Consider the following 22,731-nt stretch of genomic DNA (forward strand, 5'->3'; position numbering starts at 1 on the left):
CTATTCGTCGTCATCCAGCAGCGCGGCGTTGACCAGGTCGTCGAGGTCCATGTCGGCGATGTCCTTCTCCGTGGTCACCTCGGACGACGCGCTCCCACTGGAAGATTCGTTGGCCAAGGCCAGCAGCAGCTCCAAAACGCCGGCCTGGCGAAGGCGCTTGACCGGGATGGATCCGACCACCCGCTGAATCTCGGCTTCGCCCGGCACGGCTGCCACCGCGGGCTGGTCCGACGATCCGACCAATTCGCGATACATGTAGCCGGCCAGCGCAGCGGAGTTCGGGTAATCGAAGATCAGCGTCGGCGAAAGCGCCAGCCCGGTCGCGGCTTTGAGCCGGTTACGCATTTCTACGGCGGTCAGCGAGTCGAAGCCGAGTTCCTGGAACGCCCGATCCGGGTGGATCGCCTCCGGGCTGGCGCTGCCCAGCACGGTGGCGATGTTGGCACGCACCAAGTCCAGCAAGACCGCTTGTTGCTCATCCTCGGGCAGCCCTTCGAGGCGCTGCAGCAGAGCGGATTTCGACTTGGCGGCGGCCAGCGAGTCATCGACCTGACGTCGCGACGGCGCGTTGATCAGATCGACGAACATCGGTGGCAACGTGCCCGCGTCGAACTTGACCCGCAACGCCGCGAGGTCGATGTGGGCGGGCAGCATGAACGGCTCGTCGACAATCAGCGCGGTGTCCATCAGTTCCAGCGCATGGTCCGAGGACATGGCGACGATCCCGTCCCGGCCGAACCGGGCACGGTCGGCGGCGCCCAATCCACCGGTCATGGCGCTGGCCTGATCCCAGAGCCCCCAGCCCAGCGAAATCGCCGGCAGCCCATGTGCCCGTCGATGCGCGGCCAACCCGTCCAGGAAGGAGTTGCCGGCCGCGTAGTTGGCCTGACCCGACGCACCCGCCAGCCCGGCGATCGACGAAAACATCACGAACGCCGACACATCCAGGTCGCGGGTCAGTTCGTGCAGGTTCCACGCCGCATCGACCTTGGACCGCAGCACGGATTCGATCCGGTCGGGGGTCAACGACGTCACCACCGCGTCGCGCAATACCCCGGCGGCGTGGATCACCCCGGTCAGCGGGTGTTGCATCGGAATCTCGGCGATCACCTTGGCCAGGGCCTCGCGATCGGCGGCATCGCAGGCCACCGCCTCCACGGTTGCACCGGCCGCGCTCAGCTCGGCGACCAGCTCCGCCGCACCCGGTGCGTCCAGGCCGCGGCGGCTGACGAACACCAGATTGCGCGCGCCGTGGCGGGACACGACGTGTCGGGCGACCGCCGAGCCGGCCATGCCGGTGGCGCCGGTGATCAGCACCGTGCCGGCCGTCCACGCGTCCGGCATGGTCATCACGACCTTGCCGACGTGTCGCGCCTGGCTTAGGTAGCGCAGCGCGGCGGGCGCGCGTCGCACATCGAACCTGGTGACCGGCAACGGCCGCAACACGTCCTCGCCGAACATGGTGGCCAACTCGTCGAGCATCTGTGCGATGCGATCCGGACCGGCTTCGAAGAGATCGAAAGCTCGGTAGCGCACACCCGAGTGGTCCCTTGCGACGACGTCGGGGTCGCGGATATCGGTCTTGCCCATCTCCAGGAAGACCCCGCCGGGCGCCATCAGGCGCAGCGAAGCGTCGACGAAGTCACCGGACAGCGAGTCGAGGACGATATCCATCCCGGCCATGCCGGTGACCGCCCGGAACTTCTCCTCGAACTCGAGGCTACGCGAGTCGGCGATGTGATCGTCGTCAAAGCCCATGTCCCGCAAGGTTTGCCACTTTCCGCGGCTTGCGGTCGCAAACACTTCCAGGCCGATGTGGCGGGCCAACTGGACCGCAGCCATCCCGACCCCACCGGCCGCGGCATGGATCAGCACCCGCTGACCGGGCTTGGCGCCGGCCAAGTCCACCAGCGCATAGTTTGCCGTCGCGAAGACGACCGACGCTGTCGCGGCTGCGGTGTGTGACCAACCAGCGGGAACTTTGACGAGCAGGCGCTGGTCGGTCTTGGCGATGGTTCCGGTGCCGTCCGGGAAGAGCCCCATGACGCGGTCGCCGACTTCGAAACGCCCGTCCTGCGAGCCGGTTTCGATGACCACGCCGGAGGCCTCAATACCCATGATCGCCTCGGGATCTGGGTAGAGGCCCAATGCGATCATGACGTCACGGAAATTGGCCGCGATGGCCGACAGCTCGACCCGCACCTGGCCGGCACCCAGCGGCGCATCGGCATCGGGAATCCGTTCTATGCGCAGGTTCTCGATCGTGCCGTAGCTGCTCATGCCGAGTCGCCACGGTCCCTCGTCGGGTGGCAGCAGCAGACCGCCGACCGCGCGGCTGCCGAGCACTCGCGCGGTGTAGAGCGTTCCCTTGCGCACTATCGCCTGCGGCTCGCTGAGCGCCAGGACCGCGGCTACCGCCTCGGAGTCCAAAGGCCCGTCCGCGTCGACGAGCACGATTCGTCCGGGATGCTCGGTCTGCGCCGACCGCACCAATCCCCAGACCGCCGCGCCGGCCAGATCGGTGACGTCCTCGCCCGGCAGCGTCATCGCGCCCCGGGTCGCTACCACCAAGGTCCCGGCGCCGTCGCGGGACAACCACGACTGCAGCACGGGCAGCACCGCCCGCGTCGCCGCATACACCTCGGTGATCATGTCGCCGGCCACCGGCTGCGACTCGAACAGCCCCGCCGAACGGTCGGCCTCGGCGTCGTTCAATTCCAGTGCATCCCAACCGAATACCGATACCGGCTGCACCGCCGCCGACGGCTGAGCGGACCAGATGACCTCGAAGAGCCGGTCCGGCCCCGAATTCGACACCGCGGCCAGGAGTTGCTTGTCGGTGACCGGGCGGGCCACCATCGACGCCACCGAGAGCACCGGCAGCCCCAGCCCGTCGGCCAATTCGATCGACACCGTGGACGGGCTGACCGGCATGATCCGTGCGCGCACCGCACCCGCCCCTGCGGCGTGCAACGACACCCGCTGCCAGGAGAACGGAACGAGCATCGAGCCTTCGGGCAGTCCCTCGCGATCGGAGGCCAACATGACCGCGTGCAGTGCCGCGTCGAGCATCGCCGGGTGTACGCCGAACCCGGCCGGCGAAACCCCGGCATCGGTTGGCAGCGAGACCTCGGCGAAGACTTCGTCGCCGCGGCGCCACATCGACGTCAGGCCGCGGAACGCGGGGCCGTATCCGTAACCGCGCTCGGCCAATTGCTCGTACCCGTCGCCCACATCCACCGGCACAGCACCCACGGGCGGCCACGCCGACAGATCCGCGCTCGGCTGCACCGACCCCGCCCGCAGCACACCTTCGGCATGCAATGACCATCCCGAGCCCGCTTCGGCCCGCGAAAACACCGACACCGCGCGGGCACCCGAATCGTCCGGACCGCCGACCACGACCTGAACGGCGACCGAAGCACCGGCCGGCAACACCAGCGGCGCCGCCAGATTCAGCTCGTCGACCACACCGCAGCCCACCTCGTCGCCCGCGCGAATCGCCAACTCGACAAATCCCGCGCCGGGAAAAAGCACCACACCGCCGACCGCGTGGTCGGTCAACCAGCCCTGGGTGGCGGGCGACAACCGGCCGGTCAGCACCACTCCGCCGGTGGCCGGCAGTTCCACCACCGCGCCCAATAGGGCGTGCTCACTGGCGGCCAAACCCAGGCCCGCGGCGTCGGCCGGGGCGCCGTCGGCGGCAAGCCAAAAGCGCCGCCTGTCAAAGGCATACGTCGGCAACTCGACCAGATTGGCGTCGCCGAGGGCACCGCGCCAGTCCACATCCATTCCCGCGACGAACCCTTGCGCGACGGCGTTGAGCAAGGCGACCGGCTCGGGGCGGTCCTTGCGCAGCGTGGACATCGTGGTCACCGGGGCTGCCGTCGGATCGAAAGCCAGTGTCTCCTCGATCGATGCCATCAGGCCGCTGCCCGGGCCGACTTCGAGGAAGCGGTTTCCGCCGGCCGAGTGCACGAAACGCACGCTGTCGGCGAAGCGCACCGCCTCGCGTACGTGTCGCTTCCAGTACGCCGCCGAGGCGAAGTCATCCCCGGCCAGCTGGCCGGTCACGTTGGACACGATCGGGATGGTGGGCTTGCCGACAGCCAGTCCGGCCGCGACGGTTCCGAATTCGTCGATCATCGGATCCATCAACGGGGAGTGGAAGGCGTGCGACACGGAAAGCTGATGCACACGGTGGCCGTCGGCGCGAAGTTGATCGGCCGCCGCGGCCACTGCTTCTTGTGCACCCGAAATCACCACCGAGGTCGGCGCATTGACCGCGGCGATGCCCGCGCGGGCTTGTTCGGCGGGCACCAACAACGCCCCCACCTCATCTTCGGTGGCCTGGACCGCGACCATCGCGCCGCCCTCGGGCAGCGCCTGCATGAATCGACCCCGGGCCGCCACCAGCACCGCGGCGTTCTCCAGGGACAGCACACCGGCGACGTGCGCGGCCGCCAGCTCCCCGATCGAGTGGCCCATCACGAAGTCGGGCCGCACGCCCCAGGACTCGAGCAGCCGGAACAACGCGACTTCGACTGCGAACAGCGCGGGTTGTGCGAATTCGGTGCTGTTCACCAGATTTTCGTCGTTCCCCCACATCACCTCGCGCAGCGGACGAAGCAGGTGCCGATCCAGTTCGGCCACGACGGTGTTGAACGCCTCGGCGAACACCGGATAGCCGGCGTGCAATCCCATTCCCATGCCCAGCGTTTGGGCGCCCTGGCCCGGGAACACAAAGACGGTCTTGCCGGCGTTAGCCGTGCCACGAACGATCGAGCCGGTCAGGTCGTCACCGGCAAGCTCGTCCAACCCGGCCAACAACCGGTCGCGATCGCTCCCGACGATGACGGCCCGCTGCTCGAAGGCCGACCGGTGCGCCAGCGACCACCCCACATCTGCGATGTCCAAGTCCGGGTGGGCACGCAGGTGGCCCGCCAAGCGTGCGGCTTGAGAGTTCAACGCCGACAGCGATTTCGCCGAGACGGGCCATGCCACCATCGGCACCTTGGGACCGTCCACGACGCGCGGCGCCTCGGCGGGCACGGCCTCGACGATGACGTGCGCGTTGGTGCCGCTGATGCCGAAGGACGACACACCCGCGCGGCGCGGGCGGTTGCCGGGCCACACCCGCGCCTCGGTCAACAACGAGACGGAGCCCGTCGACCAGTCGACGTGCGGGCTCGGCTCGTCGACATGCAATGTCGCGGGCAACATCTCGTGGCGCATCGCCAGGACCATCTTGATCACGCCAGCCACCCCGGCGGCCGCCTGCGTGTGGCCCATGTTCGACTTGATCGAACCCAACCACAGCGGCTCGTTGCGACCCTGCCCGTAGGTGGCCAGCAGGGCCTGGGCCTCGATCGGATCGCCCAAAGTGGTTCCGGTGCCGTGGCCCTCGACGACGTCCACGTCCGCCGGCGTCAATCCGGCGCTGGCCAGGGCGGCCCTCACCACCCGCTGCTGCGAGGGACCGTTGGGCGCGGTGAGCCCGTTGGACGCGCCGTCTTGATTGATCGCGGAGCCGCGCAGCATGGCCAGCACCGGATGCCCCAGGCGCTGAGCGTCAGATAGGCGCTCCACCACGAGCATGCCGCCGCCTTCGGAGAATCCGGTGCCGTCGGCCGCGCCGGCGTAGGCCTTGCAGCGGCCGTCCGCGGACAGCCCGCGCATGCGGCTGAATTCGACGAAGATGTCGGGGGTGGCGTTGACGGTGACGCCGCCGGCCAGGGCAAGGTCACACTCCCCCGAGCGCAGCGACTGTGCGGCCATGTGCAACGCCACCAACGACGACGAACACGCCGTGTCCACCGACACCGCCGGGCCCTCCAGCCCCAGCACGTAGGACACCCGGCCCGACGCCACGCTCGACGACTGGCCGGTCAGCCGGAAGCCCTCCGCGGTCGGTGCGGCGCCCATCCCGTAGCCCTGCGTGTACACGCCGGCGAACATGCCGGTGGCGCTGCCGCGCAACTTACCGGGCTCAATTCCCGCCCGCTCCAGCGCTTCCCAGGACAGCTCGAGGAACATGCGTTGCTGGGGGTCCATGGACAACGCCTCGCTGGGGGCGATTCCGAAGAAGGCGGGGTCGAAGTCCGCGACACCGTCCACGAAGCCGCCGGTGCGGGTATAGCAGGTGCCCGGAACGTCGGGATCCGGGTTGTACACACCGGCCAGGTCCCAGCCACGATCTGTCGGGAAATCCGAGAGCACGTCTCGGCCCTCGGTCAGCATCTCCCACAGGTCGTCGGGGGAATTCACCCCGCCCGGATAGCGGCAAGCCATGCCGACGATCACGATCGGATCATCGTCGGTGGCGCGGGCGATGGGGGCGTGCTTGATCTCTTGCGGCACTCCGGCGAGCTCGGTGCGGATGTAGCCGGCCAGGCCGTTGGGCGTCGGGTAGTCGAAGATCAGGGTGGGCGAAAGCGCAAGGCCGGTGGCGGTTTTGAGTCGGTTCCGCATTTCGACCGCGGTCAGTGAGTCGAAGCCCAACTCCTGGAACGCCTTGTCCGGGTCGATGGCCTCGGCGGTGGTGTTGCCCAGCACGGTGGCGATGTGCGAACGCACCAGGTCCAGGAGCACGGCCTGCTGCTCGGGTTCGGAGAGCCCGTCCAACCGATGCGCCAGAGCGGATTTCGATTTCGCGGCGGCCAGCGAGTCGTCGACCCGGCGGCGCGTCGGGGCGTTGACCAGATCGGTGAACATCGGTGGCACCGCGACCGCGTGGGCGCGCAGCGCGCCGAGATCGATGCGGGCCGGCGCCAGGAACGGCTCGTCGACGATCAGTGCGGTGTCGAAGAGCTCCATGGCCTCGTCCGAGGACAGCGCCAAGATCCCGTCTCGGCCCAGCCGGGCGAGGTCGGCGGCGTCCAGCCCGCCGGTCATGGTGCTGGCCTGATCCCACAGCCCCCAGGCCAACGAGATCGCCGGCAAACCGTGCGCGCGTCGGTGCGCGGCCAGCCCATCCAGGAAAGCGTTCGCCGCCCCGTAGTTGCCCTGGCCCGACGAGCCGACCAGCCCGGCCATCGACGAAAACATCACGAACGCGGACAGATTCAGCTCGCGGGTCAACTCGTGCAGATTCCACGCGGCGTCGACCTTGGCCCGCAACACCGCGTCGACCCGCTCGGGCGTCAGCGAGGTGACCATCGCGTCGTCCAGCACGCCGGCCGCGTGGATCACACCCGACAGCGGCCGCTGCGCCGCAATGTCGTCGATCACCTGCGCCAGTGCTGCCCGGTCGGCGGCGTCGCATGCCAGCACGCGCGCCCGGGCACCCGCGGTTTGCAGCTCGGCGGTCAATTCGGCGGCCCCGGGCGCGTCCGGACCACGCCGACTCAGCAGCACCAACTCCTCGACACCGTGGTGTGCCACCAGGTGACGAGCCAATGTCGAACCCGCCATGCCCGTTCCACCGGTGATCAGCACCGTGCCCGAACTCAGCCCGGTACCTGGCCCAGAAGGCACCGTCATGACGACCTTGCCGATGTGACGGGCCTGGCTCAGGTATCGCAGCGCGGCGCGGCCGCGCCGCACGTCAAAGGTGGTGACCGGCAACGGTTCCAGCACGCCGGCGTCGAACAGCCCGGCCAGCTCCTGCATCCATTGATGCATCCGCGGGCGGCCCGGCTCGAATAGGTCGAAGGCGCGGTAGCGGACACCCGGGTAGTCCTGGGCCACCACGCCCGGGTCGCGGATGTCGGTCTTGCCCATCTCCAGGAACATGCCGCCGGGAGCGACCAGCCGCAGCGAGGCGTCGACGAATTCGCCGGCCAGCGAGTCCAGCACCACATCCATGCCGCGGCCGCCGGTGACCGCCCGGAACTTCTCCTCGAACTCGAGGCTGCGTGAGTCGGAGATGTGATCGTCGTCGAAACCCATGGCCCGCAACGTGTCCCACTTGCCACGGCTGGCCGTCGCGAACACCTCCAGGCCCAGATGCCTGCCCAGCTGAACCGCGGCCATCCCGACGCCGCCCGCCGCGGCGTGCACCAGCACCCGCTGCCCCGGCTTCACGTCGGCCAGGTGGATGAACGCCATATAGGCGGTGGTAAAAACCGCCGAGATCCCGGCCGCTTCGGCGTAGGACCAGTGGGCGGGCTTGTGCTGGAGCAGGCGGACGTCGCCGGGCACCAGCGTGCCGCTGCCATCAGGGAAGAAGCCGTACACCGAATCGCCGACCGCGAACTCGGTCACCCCCGGGCCGACTTCGACCACCACGCCGGCGCCTTCGCCACCGAGCAGGGCGTCGTGGGTGAACATGCCCAGGGTGATCATGACGTCGCGGAAGTTGGTGGCGATGGCGCGCAGGGCCACCCGAACCTGACCCGGCTCAAGCGCGGCGCCCGCATTAGGGACCGGCTCCAGTTGCAGGTTTTCGAAAGTGCCCGCGCTGCTGATTCCGAGCCGCCAGGGCCCATCCGCCGGAGGTGTCATGATGCCGTCGGCCGCCCGGCTGCCGTGCACCCGCGCGATGTAGGCGGTGCCGTCGCGCAGCAACACCGCGGGCTCGCCGACCGCCAGAACGGTCGCGATCACGCTATCGTCAAGCGCCGCATCGGAATCCACCAGTACTATCCGGCCGGGGTGTTCGGTCTGCGCCGACCGCACCAGCCCCCACACCGCCGCGCCGGCCAGATCGGGGACGTCCTCCCCCTCCAGCCCCATCGCGCCCCGGGTCGCGACGATCAGCACCCCGGAGTCATGCTCGGTCAGCCACGACTGCACGGCCGCCAGCGCATGATGCGTGCGCTCGTACGATCCGGAGACCGGATCTTCGCCGGCCGCAACGGATTCGAACACCTGGTGCCCGGGCGACTCGGTGGCGGCGGCCGGCGTCGTGGCGGGCGACCACGCCAGCTCGAACAACCGGTCCGGACCCGAGGCCGACACCGCCGCCCGCAGCTGCCGCTCGCTCACCGGGCGCGCCACCATCGCGCGCACCGATAGCACCGGTAATCCGAGCCCGTCGGCCAGCTCGATCGAAACAGAGTTGGAGGCCGCGGCGCCCTCCGACGTCGATGCCGGCGCGATGCGCACACGAACCGCCGGGGCGCCCGCCGCGTGCAACGACACGCCCTGCCACGAGAACGGCAGCACCACCTCGTCGGTCTGGCCGGCGACATTCTGGCTGACAATCAAAGCGTGCATGGCAGCATCCAGCAACGCCGGATGGACGCCGAATCCGTTGACACCGCCGGCGGCATCGGGCAGCCGCACCTCGGCGAACACCTCGTCGTCGCGCACCCAGGCCGCGGTCAGGCCCTTGAAGGCCGGGCCGTAGCCGTAGCCACGCGCCGCCAACTGCTCGTAGCCGTCGGCCGCATCGACCTTGACGGCTCCCGCCGGCGGCCAAGCCGACAGATCCGCCCCCGGCTCGACCGAGCCGGTGCTCAGCGTTCCTTCGGCGTGGCACATCCAACCGGAACCGGTGTCGGGGCGCGAGAAGATCGACACCGGGCGCTGGCCGGATTCTTCGGCGGGTCCGACGACCACTTGCACGGCAACCGACGACGACCCGGAATCCTTGGCCGGCAACATCAACGGCGCCTGCAGCGTCAGTTCGTCGACCGTCGGACAACCGACTTCGTCACCGGCGCGGATCGCCAACTCCACGAAGCCGGCTCCGGGGAACACAACCGTGCCGGACACGGCGTGATCGGTCAGCCAGCCCTGCAGGCTCGGCGATAGGCGGCCCGTCAGCACCACCCCGCCCGAAGCCGGGAGCTCGACAACCGCGCTCAGCAGCGGGTGCTCGCTGGTGCCCAGGCCCAGTCCGGAAGCGTCGGCCGAGATGCCCTTCCCAGACAGCCAAAACCGGCGCCGGTCAAAGGCATACGTCGGCAGCTCGACGAAGCCGGCGCCGTCCAGCGCGCCGCGCCAGCGCACGCTCACTCCGGCGACGAAGGCGGTCGCGGCCGAAGTGAGGAATCTGTCGAGTCCGCCGTCATCGCGGCCCAGGGTGGGAATGACGATAGCTTCGGTGCCGCCGCCGACGTGGTTGGTGACGGTGTCCTCGATGCCCGCGACCAGAGCCGGGTGGGGACTGGATTCGATGAACGTCCGGTATCCGTGCTCGCAGGCACTGCGCACCGCCTGGTCGAACTGCACGGTCTGTCGGATGTTGCGATACCAGTACTCGGCGTCCAACCCGGCTGTGTCCAAACGGTTTCCGGTCACCGTGGAAAAGAACGCGATCCGCGAGGAGCGCGGCAGGATACCGGACAGCACCTCCGCGAGATCCGCGCGGATCACCTCGACTTCCACCGAATGCGACGCGTAGTCCACGTCGATCCGCCGGGTCCGCAGCTCGAGGTCGGCGCAGAAGCCGACGAGCTCGTCGAGCGCGGCCACCTCACCCGACACCACGACGGCCGACCGGCCGTTGACGGCGGCAATGCTGGCTCGATTGCCGTAGGGCGACAACAACTCCCGGGCCCGTTCGGTGCTGCAGGCGATGGACAGCATCCCGCCGGGGCCGGCCAGCGACGTCAGCAGCTTGCTGCGCAACGTGACCACCCGCGCGGCGTCGTGCAGCGACAGCGCACCGGCGACGTAAGCGGCGGCGATTTCACCCTGCGAATGGCCGATCACCGCATCCGGGTTGACCCCGACCGACTTCCACAGTTCGGCCAGCGACACCATCACGGCGAAGAGGACCGGCTGCACGACATCGACCCGGTCCAGTCCCGGCGCATCGGGTGCGCCACGCAGCACACCGATCAGCGACCAGTCGACGAACTCGGCGAACGCCTCTTCGCATTCGCGGATCTGTTGTGCGAATACTAGTGCGGTATCCAGCAATTCGATGGCCATGCCCAGCCATTGCGAGCCCTGGCCCGGAAAGACGAACACAGTTTTGCCCGCCGGCGTCGCGATGCCCCGGATGACCGATCCGGTCGGGTCGTCGTTGGCCAGCTCGTCCAGTCCGGCCAGCAACCGGTCGCGGTCACCGCCCACCACGACGGCTCGGTGCTCAAAGGTCGCGCGGCCCGCCAATGACCACCCGATGTCGGCGAGGTCCAGATCACTGTGCGCGCGAAAGTATTCGGCCAACCGCGCCGCCTGCGCCGCCAACGCCGACGGGGACTTCGCCGACAACGGCCAGGGAACCACCGGACGTGCCGGTCCGGCCTCACGCGCGGGTTCAGCCGGAGCGGCTTCGACGATGACGTGCGCGTTGGTGCCGCTGATGCCGAACGACGAAACCCCCGCGCGACGCGGGCGCTCGGCCCGCCAGGGTTGCGCCTCGGTCAGCAGCGACACCGAGCCCGCCGACCAGTCGACATGCGGGCTCGGCGCGTCCACGTGCAGCGTCGCCGGCAGCGTCTCGTGACGCATCGCCTGCACCATCTTGATGACGCCGGCCGCCCCGGCGGCGGCCTGCGTGTGGCCCATGTTCGACTTGATCGACCCCAGCCACAGCGGCTCGCTGCGATCCTGCCCGTAGGTGGCCAGCAGGGCCTGGGCCTCGATCGGATCGCCCAAAGTGGTTCCGGTGCCGTGGCCCTCGACGACGTCCACGTCCGCCGGCGTCAATCCGGCGCTGGCCAGGGCGGCCCTCACCACCCGCTGCTGCGAGGGACCGTTGGGCGCGGTGAGCCCGTTGGACGCGCCGTCTTGATTGATCGCGGAGCCGCGCAGCATGGCCAGCACCGGATGCCCCAGGCGCTGAGCGTCAGATAGGCGCTCCACCACGAGCATGCCGCCGCCTTCGGAGAATCCGGTGCCGTCGGCCGCGCCGGCGTAGGCCTTGCAGCGGCCGTCCGCGGACAGCCCGCGCATGCGGCTGAATTCGACGAAGATGTCGGGGGTGGCGTTGACGGTGACGCCGCCGGCCAGGGCAAGGTCACACTCCCCCGAGCGCAGCGACTGTGCGGCCATGTGCAACGCCACCAACGACGACGAACACGCCGTGTCCACCGACACCGCCGGGCCCTCCAGCCCCAGCACGTAGGACACCCGGCCCGACGCCACGCTCGACGACTGGCCGGTCAGCCGGAAGCCCTCCGCGGTCGGTGCGGCGCCCATCCCGTAGCCCTGCGTGTACACGCCGGCGAACATGCCGGTGGCGCTGCCGCGCAACTTACCGGGCTCAATTCCCGCCCGCTCCAGCGCTTCCCAGGACAGCTCGAGGAACATGCGTTGCTGGGGGTCCATGGACAACGCCTCGCTGGGGGCGATTCCGAAGAAGGCGGGGTCGAAGTCCGCGACACCGTCCACGAAGCCGCCGGTGCGGGTATAGCAGGTGCCCGGAACGTCGGGATCCGGGTTGTACACACCGGCCAGGTCCCAGCCACGATCTGTCGGGAAATCCGAGAGCACGTCTCGGCCCTCGGTCAGCATCTCCCACAGGTCGTCGGGGGAATTCACCCCGCCCGGATAGCGGCAAGCCATGCCGACGATCACGATCGGATCATCGTCGGTGGCGCGGGCGATGGGGGCGTGCTTGATCTCTTGCGGCACTCCGGCGAGCTCGGTGCGGATGTAGCCGGCCAGGCCGTTGGGCGTCGGGTAGTCGAAGATCAGGGTGGGCGAAAGCGCAAGGCCGGTGGCGGTTTTGAGTCGGTTCCGCATTTCGACCGCGGTCAGTGAGTCGAAGCCCAACTCCTGGAACGCCTTGTCCGGGTCGATGGCCTCGGCGGTGGTGTTGCCCAGCACGGTGGCGATGTGCGAACGCACCAGGTCCAGGAGCACGGCCTGCTGCTCGGGTTCGGAGAGCCCGTCCAACCGATGCGCCAGAGCGGATTTCGATTTCGCGGCGGCCAGCGAGTCGTCGACCCGGCGGCGCGTCGGGGCGTTGACCAGATCGGTGAACATCGGTGGCACCGCGACCGCGTGGGCGCGCAGCGCGCCGAGATCGATGCGGGCCGGCGCCAGGAACGGCTCGTCGACGATCAGTGCGGTGTCGAAGAGCTCCATGGCCTCGTCCGAGGACAGCGCCAAGATCCCGTCTCGGCCCAGCCGGGCGAGGTCGGCGGCGTCCAGCCCGCCGGTCATGGTGCTGGCCTGATCCCACAGCCCCCAGGCCAACGAGATCGCCGGCAAACCGTGCGCGCGTCGGTGCGCGGCCAGCCCATCCAGGAAAGCGTTCGCCGCCCCGTAGTTGCCCTGGCCCGACGAGCCGACCAGCCCGGCCATCGACGAAAACATCACGAACGCGGACAGATTCAGCTCGCGGGTCAACTCGTGCAGATTCCACGCGGCGTCGACCTTGGCCCGCAACACCGCGTCGACCCGCTCGGGCGTCAGCGAGGTGACCATCGCGTCGTCCAGCACGCCGGCCGCGTGGATCACACCCGACAGCGGCCGCTGCGCCGCAATGTCGTCGATCACCTGCGCCAGTGCTGCCCGGTCGGCGGCGTCGCATGCCAGCACGCGCGCCCGGGCACCCGCGGTTTGCAGCTCGGCGGTCAATTCGGCGGCCCCGGGCGCGTCCGGACCACGCCGACTCAGCAGCACCAACTCCTCGACACCGTGGTGTGCCACCAGGTGACGAGCCAATGTCGAACCCGCCATGCCCGTTCCACCGGTGATCAGCACCGTGCCCGAACTCAGCCCGGTACCTGGCCCAGAAGGCACCGTCATGACGACCTTGCCGATGTGACGGGCCTGGCTCAGGTATCGCAGCGCGGCGCGGCCGCGCCGCACGTCAAAGGTGGTGACCGGCAACGGTTCCAGCACGCCGGCGTCGAACAGCCCGGCCAGCTCCTGCATCCATTGATGCATCCGCGGGCGGCCCGGCTCGAATAGGTCGAAGGCGCGGTAGCGGACACCCGGGTAGTCCTGGGCCACCACGCCCGGGTCGCGGATGTCGGTCTTGCCCATCTCCAGGAACATGCCGCCGGGAGCGACCAGCCGCAGCGAGGCGTCGACGAATTCGCCGGCCAGCGAGTCCAGCACCACATCCATGCCGCGGCCGCCGGTGACCGCCCGGAACTTCTCCTCGAACTCGAGGCTGCGTGAGTCGGAGATGTGATCGTCGTCGAAACCCATGGCCCGCAACGTGTCCCACTTGCCACGGCTGGCCGTCGCGAACACCTCCAGGCCCAGATGCCTGCCCAGCTGAACCGCGGCCATCCCGACGCCGCCCGCCGCGGCGTGCACCAGCACCCGCTGCCCCGGCTTCACGTCGGCCAGGTGGATGAACGCCATATAGGCGGTGGTAAAAACCGCCGAGATCCCGGCCGCTTCGGCGTAGGACCAGTGGGCGGGCTTGTGCTGGAGCAGGCGGACGTCGCCGGGCACCAGCGTGCCGCTGCCATCAGGGAAGAAGCCGTACACCGAATCGCCGACCGCGAACTCGGTCACCCCCGGGCCGACTTCGACCACCACGCCGGCGCCTTCGCCACCGAGCAGGGCGTCGTGGGTGAACATGCCCAGGGTGATCATGACGTCGCGGAAGTTGGTGGCGATGGCGCGCAGGGCCACCCGAACCTGACCCGGCTCAAGCGCGGCGCCCGCATTAGGGACCGGCTCCAGTTGCAGGTTTTCGAAAGTGCCCGCGCTGCTGATTCCGAGCCGCCAGGGCCCATCCGCCGGAGGTGTCATGATGCCGTCGGCCGCCCGGCTGCCGTGCACCCGCGCGATGTAGGCGGTGCCGTCGCGCAGCAACACCGCGGGCTCGCCGACCGCCAGAACGGTCGCGATCACGCTATCGTCAAGCGCCGCATCGGAATCCACCAGTACTATCCGGCCGGGGTGTTCGGTCTGCGCCGACCGCACCAGCCCCCACACCGCCGCGCCGGCCAGATCGGGGACGTCCTCCCCCTCCAGCCCCATCGCGCCCCGGGTCGCGACGATCAGCACCCCGGAGTCATGCTCGGTCAGCCACGACTGCACGGCCGCCAGCGCATGATGCGTGCGCTCGTACGATCCGGAGACCGGATCTTCGCCGGCCGCAACGGATTCGAACACCTGGTGCCCGGGCGACTCGGTGGCGGCGGCCGGCGTCGTGGCGGGCGACCACGCCAGCTCGAACAACCGGTCCGGACCCGAGGCCGACACCGCCGCCCGCAGCTGCCGCTCGCTCACCGGGCGCGCCACCATCGCGCGCACCGATAGCACCGGTAATCCGAGCCCGTCGGCCAGCTCGATCGAAACAGAGTTGGAGGCCGCGGCGCCCTCCGACGTCGATGCCGGCGCGATGCGCACACGAACCGCCGGGGCGCCCGCCGCGTGCAACGACACGCCCTGCCACGAGAACGGCAGCACCACCTCGTCGGTCTGGCCGGCGACATTCTGGCTGACAATCAAAGCGTGCATGGCAGCATCCAGCAACGCCGGATGGACGCCGAATCCGTTGACACCGCCGGCGGCATCGGGCAGCCGCACCTCGGCGAACACCTCGTCGTCGCGCACCCAGGCCGCGGTCAGGCCCTTGAAGGCCGGGCCGTAGCCGTAGCCACGCGCCGCCAACTGCTCGTAGCCGTCGGCCGCATCGACCTTGACGGCTCCCGCCGGCGGCCAAGCCGACAGATCCGCCCCCGGCTCGACCGAGCCGGTGCTCAGCGTTCCTTCGGCGTGGCACATCCAACCGGAACCGGTGTCGGGGCGCGAGAAGATCGACACCGGGCGCTGGCCGGATTCTTCGGCGGGTCCGACGACCACTTGCACGGCAACCGACGACGACCCGGAATCCTTGGCCGGCAACATCAACGGCGCCTGCAGCGTCAGTTCGTCGACCGTCGGACAACCGACTTCGTCACCGGCGCGGATCGCCAACTCCACGAAGCCGGCTCCGGGGAACACAACCGTGCCGGACACGGCGTGATCGGTCAGCCAGCCCTGCAGGCTCGGCGATAGGCGGCCCGTCAGCACCACCCCGCCCGAAGCCGGGAGCTCGACAACCGCGCTCAGCAGCGGGTGCTCGCTGGTGCCCAGGCCCAGTCCGGAAGCGTCGGCCGAGATGCCCTTCCCAGACAGCCAAAACCGGCGCCGGTCAAAGGCATACGTCGGCAGCTCGACGAAGCCGGCGCCGTCCAGCGCGCCGCGCCAGCGCACGCTCACTCCGGCGACGAAGGCGGTCGCGGCCGAAGTGAGGAATCTGTCGAGTCCGCCGTCATCGCGGCCCAGGGTGGGAATGACGATAGCTTCGGTGCCGCCGCCGACGTGGTTGGTGACGGTGTCCTCGATGCCCGCGACCAGAGCCGGGTGGGGACTGGATTCGATGAACGTCCGGTATCCGTGCTCGCAGGCACTGCGCACCGCCTGGTCGAACTGCACGGTCTGTCGGATGTTGCGATACCAGTACTCGGCGTCCAACCCGGCTGTGTCCAAACGGTTTCCGGTCACCGTGGAAAAGAACGCGATCCGCGAGGAGCGCGGCAGGATACCGGACAGCACCTCCGCGAGATCCGCGCGGATCACCTCGACTTCCACCGAATGCGACGCGTAGTCCACGTCGATCCGCCGGGTCCGCAGCTCGAGGTCGGCGCAGAAGCCGACGAGCTCGTCGAGCGCGGCCACCTCACCCGACACCACGACGGCCGACCGGCCGTTGACGGCGGCAATGCTGGCTCGATTGCCGTAGGGCGACAACAACTCCCGGGCCCGTTCGGTGCTGCAGGCGATGGACAGCATCCCGCCGGGGCCGGCCAGCGACGTCAGCAGCTTGCTGCGCAACGTGACCACCCGCGCGGCGTCGTGCAGCGACAGCGCACCGGCGACGTAAGCGGCGGCGATTTCACCCTGCGAATGGCCGATCACCGCATCCGGGTTGACCCCGACCGACTTCCACAGTTCGGCCAGCGACACCATCACGGCGAAGAGGACCGGCTGCACGACATCGACCCGGTCCAGTCCCGGCGCATCGGGTGCGCCACGCAGCACACCGATCAGCGACCAGTCGACGAACTCGGCGAACGCCTCTTCGCATTCGCGGATCTGTTGTGCGAATACTAGTGCGGTATCCAGCAATTCGATGGCCATGCCCAGCCATTGCGAGCCCTGGCCCGGAAAGACGAACACAGTTTTGCCCGCCGGCGTCGCGATGCCCCGGATGACCGATCCGGTCGGGTCGTCGTTGGCCAGCTCGTCCAGTCCGGCCAGCAACCGGTCGCGGTCACCGCCCACCACGACGGCTCGGTGCTCAAAGGTCGCGCGGCCCGCCAATGACCACCCGATGTCGGCGAGGTCCAGATCACTGTGCGCGCGAAAGTATTCGGCCAACCGCGCCGCCTGCGCCGCCAACGCCGACGGGGACTTCGCCGACAACGGCCAGGGAACCACCGGACGTGCCGGTCCGGCCTCACGCGCGGGTTCAGCCGGAGCGGCTTCGACGATGACGTGCGCGTTGGTGCCGCTGATGCCGAACGACGAAACCCCCGCGCGACGCGGGCGCTCGGCCCGCCAGGGTTGCGCCTCGGTCAGCAGCGACACCGAGCCCGCCGACCAGTCGACATGCGGGCTCGGCGCGTCCACGTGCAGCGTCGCCGGCAGCGTCTCGTGACGCATCGCCTGCACCATCTTGATGACGCCGGCCGCCCCGGCGGCGGCCTGCGTGTGGCCCATGTTCGACTTGATCGACCCCAGCCACAGCGGCTCGCTGCGATCCTGCCCGTAGGTGGCCAGCAACGCCTGGGCCTCGATCGGGTCACCCAATGTGGTTCCGGTGCCATGCCCCTCGACCACGTCAACGTCCGCCGGGGACAGCCCGGCATTGGCCAGCGCCGCACGCACCACCCGTTGTTGCGAGGGGCCATTGGGCGCGGTCAGCCCGTTAGAGGCGCCGTCCTGATTGACCGCCGAGCCGCGCACCAGGGCCACCACCGGATGCCCCAGCCGCTGAGCGTCCGACAGGCGCTCCACCACGAGGATGGCGCCGCCCTCGGACCAGCCGACGCCGTCGGCCGCGCCCGCATAAGCCTTGCACCGCCCGTCGGGCGCCAACCCGCGGTGCCGGCTGAACTCGACGAAGACCGTCGGCGTGGCGTTCACGGTCGCGCCGCCGGCCAGGGCAAGGTCGCACTCCCCCGAGCGCAGCGACTGCACGGCCATGTGCAAGGCCACCAGCGACGACGAACACGCCGTGTCCACCGACACCGCCGGGCCCTCCAGCCCCAGCACGTAGGACACCCGCCCCGAGGCGACGCTGGAGGTCATGCCGGTCAGCCGGTAGCCCTCGATCTCCTCGGCGAGCATGCCGTAACCCTGAACGATGAGCCCGGCGAAGACGCCGGTGGCGCTGCCGCGCAGCCCGCTGGGGTCAATCCCGGCCCGCTCCAACGCTTCCCACGACAGTTCGAGCAGCATCCGATGCTGCGGATCCATCGCGAGCGCCTCGCTCGGCGCGATGCCGAAGAAGGCCGGATCGAAATCCGCGACGCCGTCGACGAAGCCCCCGGTTTTGACGTAGCACTTGTGACGCGCGTCGGGGTCCGGGTCGTACAGGCTGGCCACGTCCCAACCCCGGTCGGTGGGAAACTCCGAGATCACGTCGCGGCCGTCGGCCACCATCTCCCACAGCGCCTCCGGGCTGTCCACGCCACCCGGGAAGCGGCACGACATACCGACGATCGCGATCGGCTCGTTGGACCGCTCCAGCAGCGCACGGTTGGTGCGCTTCAGGCGCTCAACCTGGACCAGCGCTTTACGCAGCGCTTCGGTCGCATGCCGGAGTTGATCAACCATCACAAACCTCGCCTAACCCTCACCTAACGACATGCGGCCGTCTTTCACCGCCGGATGCGGTTTTCGCCGAGTGACGGAATTTGCTGCACGAGGCGACGCCGTTTCCCGTTCGACCAGCGTCGTGCTGCTCTCCGACCCAAGAATATTGCTGGTGAGTATGTCCAACTCCGATTGAATTTCAAAACGTCCGCTGCTCCCGGCTGCTACGGGAGGACCGGCCTGGACAGATGCGCCGCGCCGCGCAAACAAAGTGTCACCGCGGGTGCCCGGTGCGCCCGCTGGACCGCGGTGCGCTGCAGACATGGCCCGACGCTCATGGCGCGACTGTACCCGGGTGGCCATAGCCGGTGGTCAGGCACATGTCGCCGACCGTTCAGCGCGGCGTCGGGGTCGGTCGGCCCGGGGCGGACGACGCGGTCACACACCCGCTCGGCGCCATCCGTCGGCGGCCCGGGCGGCGTGGACCAGCGCGTCGCATAACCGGCGTAGCTCGGTGGTCCCGGCGCCTTCGTCGACCGCCGTGGCGACGTCCTCGGCCGCGCACCGCACCTGGTAAACGCGATCCGACAGGTCTGCAGCGTCCTCTGCCGTCAGCACCACCGCGTCGTCGGCCACCGCCGCCGCGCCATTCCGGTTCAACGACGCCCGTTGTTCGTACGCGCGCTGCCGGCACGACTGCCGGCAGTACTGGCGGCGGCGACCCATCCCCGCATCCGTGACATCTCGGCCGCACCAGCGACAGGGCTGCGGGTGGCTACGGCGGCTCACGCCAGCCGACTTTAGTCGGGTTTTCCCGGTGATCCCGGTATCATTGATGGTCGCGTCGCATATGCCGGCTTTGGCCGGGGAACTGCGCAGATCGCCGCAGCGTTTGCTAAATGATGACTTAGAGCCGCAGAGCTCCGAGAAGACCTGAAGGAGTGGCAGCCATGGCTGATCGTGTACTGAGAGGCAGTCGCCTCGGGGCCGTGAGCTACGAGACCGACCGCAATCACGACCTCGCGCCTCGTCAGCTCGCGAAGTACCGCACCGAGAACGGCGAGGAGTTCGAGGTTCCGTTCGCCGATGACGCCGAGATCCCCGGCACCTGGCTGTGCCGTAACGGGTTGGAAGGCACTCTGATCGAGGGCGACCTGCCCGAGCCGAAGAAGGTGAAGCCGCCGCGCACGCACTGGGACATGCTGCTGGAGCGTCGCTCGGTCGAGGAGCTCGAGGAATTGCTGAAGGAGCGCCTCGAGATCATCAAGACCCGCCGTCGGGGCTGACCGCGAATCGAATCGGGCCTGCCTAGGTGCGGTTGCCGGCCCTGCTGGTCCGCGCGCCCGACCGCCGGCCCTGGATACCCCAGCGGGTGACCTTGACCAGGGCTTCGCGAATGTTGGATCCGCTCATCTTGGACACGCCGAGTTCGCGCTCCGTGAAGGTGATGGGCACCTCGGCGATGGCGAAACCGTTGCAGATCGTTCGCCAGGTCAGATCGATCTGGAAGCAATAGCCCTTGGAGTCCACCCCGGCGAGATCGATCGCTGCGAGCACCTCGCGACGATAGGCCCGATAGCCGGCGGTGATGTCGTGCACGCCGATGCCGAGCGCCAGCCTGGCGTAGGTGTTGGCCGTCCAGGACAGGGCCCAGCGCCGCTTCGGCCAGTTGCGAACCGTTCCGCCCTCGACGTAGCGCGACCCGATAGCCAGGTCCGCCCCGGCGTCGACGGCGTCGAGCAGCCGGTGCAGCTGTTCGGGCGCGTGGCTGCCGTCGGCGTCCATTTCGACCAGCACGGAGTAGTCGCGGCTCAACCCCCACGCGAAACCCGCCAGATACGCCGCGCCCAGGCCGTCCTTGGCGGTGCGGTGCATGACGTGGGTGCGGCCGGCGTCGGCCGCCGCCAGCTCCTCGGCGAGCTGGCCGGTGCCGTCGGGGCTGCTGTCGTCCACGACTAGCAGGTGCACGTGCGGGCAAGCGTCCTTGAGCCGCCGGTGGATGACCGGGAGGTTCTCCAGCTCGTTGTAGGTAGGGATGATCACCAAGACGCGCTGGCTGGGACGATTGCCTGGGACGTGTGGCGCCGGCTGGCCGGTGGTCATGTAGCTCCTCTGTGTCGCCCGAAATCGATGCAGTGTCGGGCGTCCTGGTCGGACGGGGTGTGGTCAGTCGCCGTCGTCTGCCGGCGTGCGGTCCCGGGGGTCGGGCGCAGTGTCGTCAGTCGAGCTCGTCGGGCGGGGTTTGCCGGGGGTTGCACCGGCCCCTTTCGATTGGCGTGTGGGCCTGAGACGTATCGAACGCGGGAACCATCCATTGTGCCGTATCCCGACCAGGATCACCGCTCCGGCCGCCAGGGCCATGACCCATTGCAGCAGCGGCCCCCACCGGGTCGCCGGGGTCAGCCTGGTCTTGAGGCGCACCTGCATGTCCAGGTAGGCGGGCTGAAAGAACTCGGTGCGGGCCAGCTCCCCGCCGTCGGGGGCCAACACCGCGCTGATCCCCGTGGTGCCGGCGACCACCACGTAGCGGTCGTGCTCGACGGCCCGGACCTTGGCGAATGCGAGCTGCTGCTCGCTCATTCTCTTGTTGAACGTCGCGTTGTTGGCCGGCACGGCCAACAACTGGGCACCCCCGAGCACCGCTTTCCTCGGTACCCGGTCGAAGATCACTTCCCAGCAGGTGGCGACGCCGACGGGCACCCCCGCGATGTGCACCACATCGGAGCCCTGGCGGGGCACGAAGCTTCCGGCGCGGTCGGCGTAGCCGGACAGGTGCTTGAACAACCACGGCATCGGCAGGTACTCGCCGAAGGGCTGCACGATTTCCTTGTCGTGGCGATCGGCCGGGCCGGTGGCCGGATTCCACACGATCATGGTGTTGGTGTAGTTCGGGTCCTGCGGCGGGCGCCCCGGCACGTCGAGCACGCTGCCGATCAGAATCGGAGCGCCGATGGCCGCCGCGGCCTGCGAGATCTCCAGGGCGGCGTCGTTGTTGACCAGCGGGTCGATGTCCGACGAGTCTTCCGGCCAGATCACGAATTGCGGTTGCGGGGCGGTACCGGACCGCACGTCCTCGGCCAGCCGCAGGGTTTCCTGGATGTGGTTGTCCAGCACCGCGCGCCGCTGTTCGTTGAACTCGAAGCCCAGCCGTGGCACGTTGCCCTGTATGGCCGCGACGGTGACCGATGGCTCGCCACCCGAGCCGGTGCCGGCGTGGCGCACCTGCGGCCAGACGATGACCGACGTGAACAGCACCAAGCAGATGCAGACGCCGGGCAGCACCACTGCGGGCGGCGCCTGATTGGTGTCGTCGGCGCGTCCGTCGGCGGCCGCGCGGGTTGCCGGGTGACCCGAGCGCCACCACTTGGCGATCTCCAGTGCGATGGCCGTCGCGCTGAAGCCCACCAGCATGATCGCCATCGACAGCAGCGCAACGCCGCCGAGCTGGACCAGCGGCAGGAACGGACCGTGCGTCTGACCGAATGCCACCGATCCCCAGGGAAAGCCGCCGAACGGACCGATCGACTTGAGCCACTCCTGGGCCGCCCACAGCAGCGCGAACCAGAGGGGCCAGCCGGGCAACCGGCGAACGATGACGGCGCAGAGGCCGAACAGGGCGGGAAACAGCGCCGAGACGGTGGCCAGCGCGATCCACGGGATGGGGCCGACCAGGAGCCCGACCCACGGCAGTAGTGGCAGGTAGAACGCCAGGCCGAACAGGAAGCCGTAACCCAGGCCCCCCGCCGGCGTGGTCGCGGGGTGCGTCAGCACCCATGCCAGCAGCGCGGCTGCCACTACGGCTCCCCACCACCAGTTGAGGGACGGGAAACTCGCGCAGAACAGTAAGCCGCCCCCCACGGCGCAACTCAGCCGGGACAGGCGGGGCAGCATCGCGGCCTGGGCGGCGGGCAGCCGCGCGATCACCGCGGCGAGCAACCTTGTTACCGCGCTCCGCGCCGCGGTCCCCGGCCGACCGCCGGGCGGCGCGCGTTCCTCGAGCGGTGCGGCACTTTCGTCCCGCTCGTGCCTGCCGTGCGCCTCGGGCTCGGCGCGGACGTCGGCCGGCTGGTCGTCGCAGTCCGACTCGGCCTCATCGCTGATCGGGTCGGAATC

Annotated in this window: 3 protein-coding genes and 1 pseudogene; 1 reads left to right on the top strand and 3 read right to left on the bottom strand. The window is 69.3% G+C overall.

The window, feature by feature from the left end:
* The gene (locus A5753_RS20425) at positions 1 to 18,639 is read right to left on the bottom strand and encodes a type I polyketide synthase (RefSeq protein WP_067132382.1); all 18,639 of its coding nucleotides are present in this window, start codon (positions 18,637 to 18,639) and stop codon (positions 1 to 3) included.
* 417 nt (positions 18,640 to 19,056) lie between these two features.
* Positions 19,057 to 19,407 (bottom strand): hypothetical protein, encoded by a 351-nt coding sequence (locus A5753_RS20430; RefSeq protein WP_082971405.1) that lies wholly within the window; start codon positions 19,405 to 19,407, stop codon positions 19,057 to 19,059.
* Positions 19,408 to 19,568: 161 nt separating this feature from the next.
* Between A5753_RS20430 and A5753_RS20435 the strand changes: the two genes are divergently transcribed.
* On the top strand, positions 19,569 to 19,904 hold the full coding sequence (locus A5753_RS20435) for an RNA polymerase-binding protein RbpA (protein WP_007770897.1): 336 nt from the start codon (positions 19,569 to 19,571) through the stop codon (positions 19,902 to 19,904).
* 14 nt (positions 19,905 to 19,918) lie between these two features.
* Here the strand turns inward: A5753_RS20435 and lnt are convergent.
* A pseudogene (gene lnt, locus A5753_RS20445) lies at positions 19,919 to 22,509 on the bottom strand (apolipoprotein N-acyltransferase); the annotation flags it as partial.
* Between the last annotated feature and the right edge of the window lie 222 nt (positions 22,510 to 22,731).

This window comes from Mycobacterium sp. 852002-51971_SCH5477799-a, from assembly GCF_001667145.1.
Lineage (GTDB): Bacteria > Actinomycetota > Actinomycetes > Mycobacteriales > Mycobacteriaceae > Mycobacterium.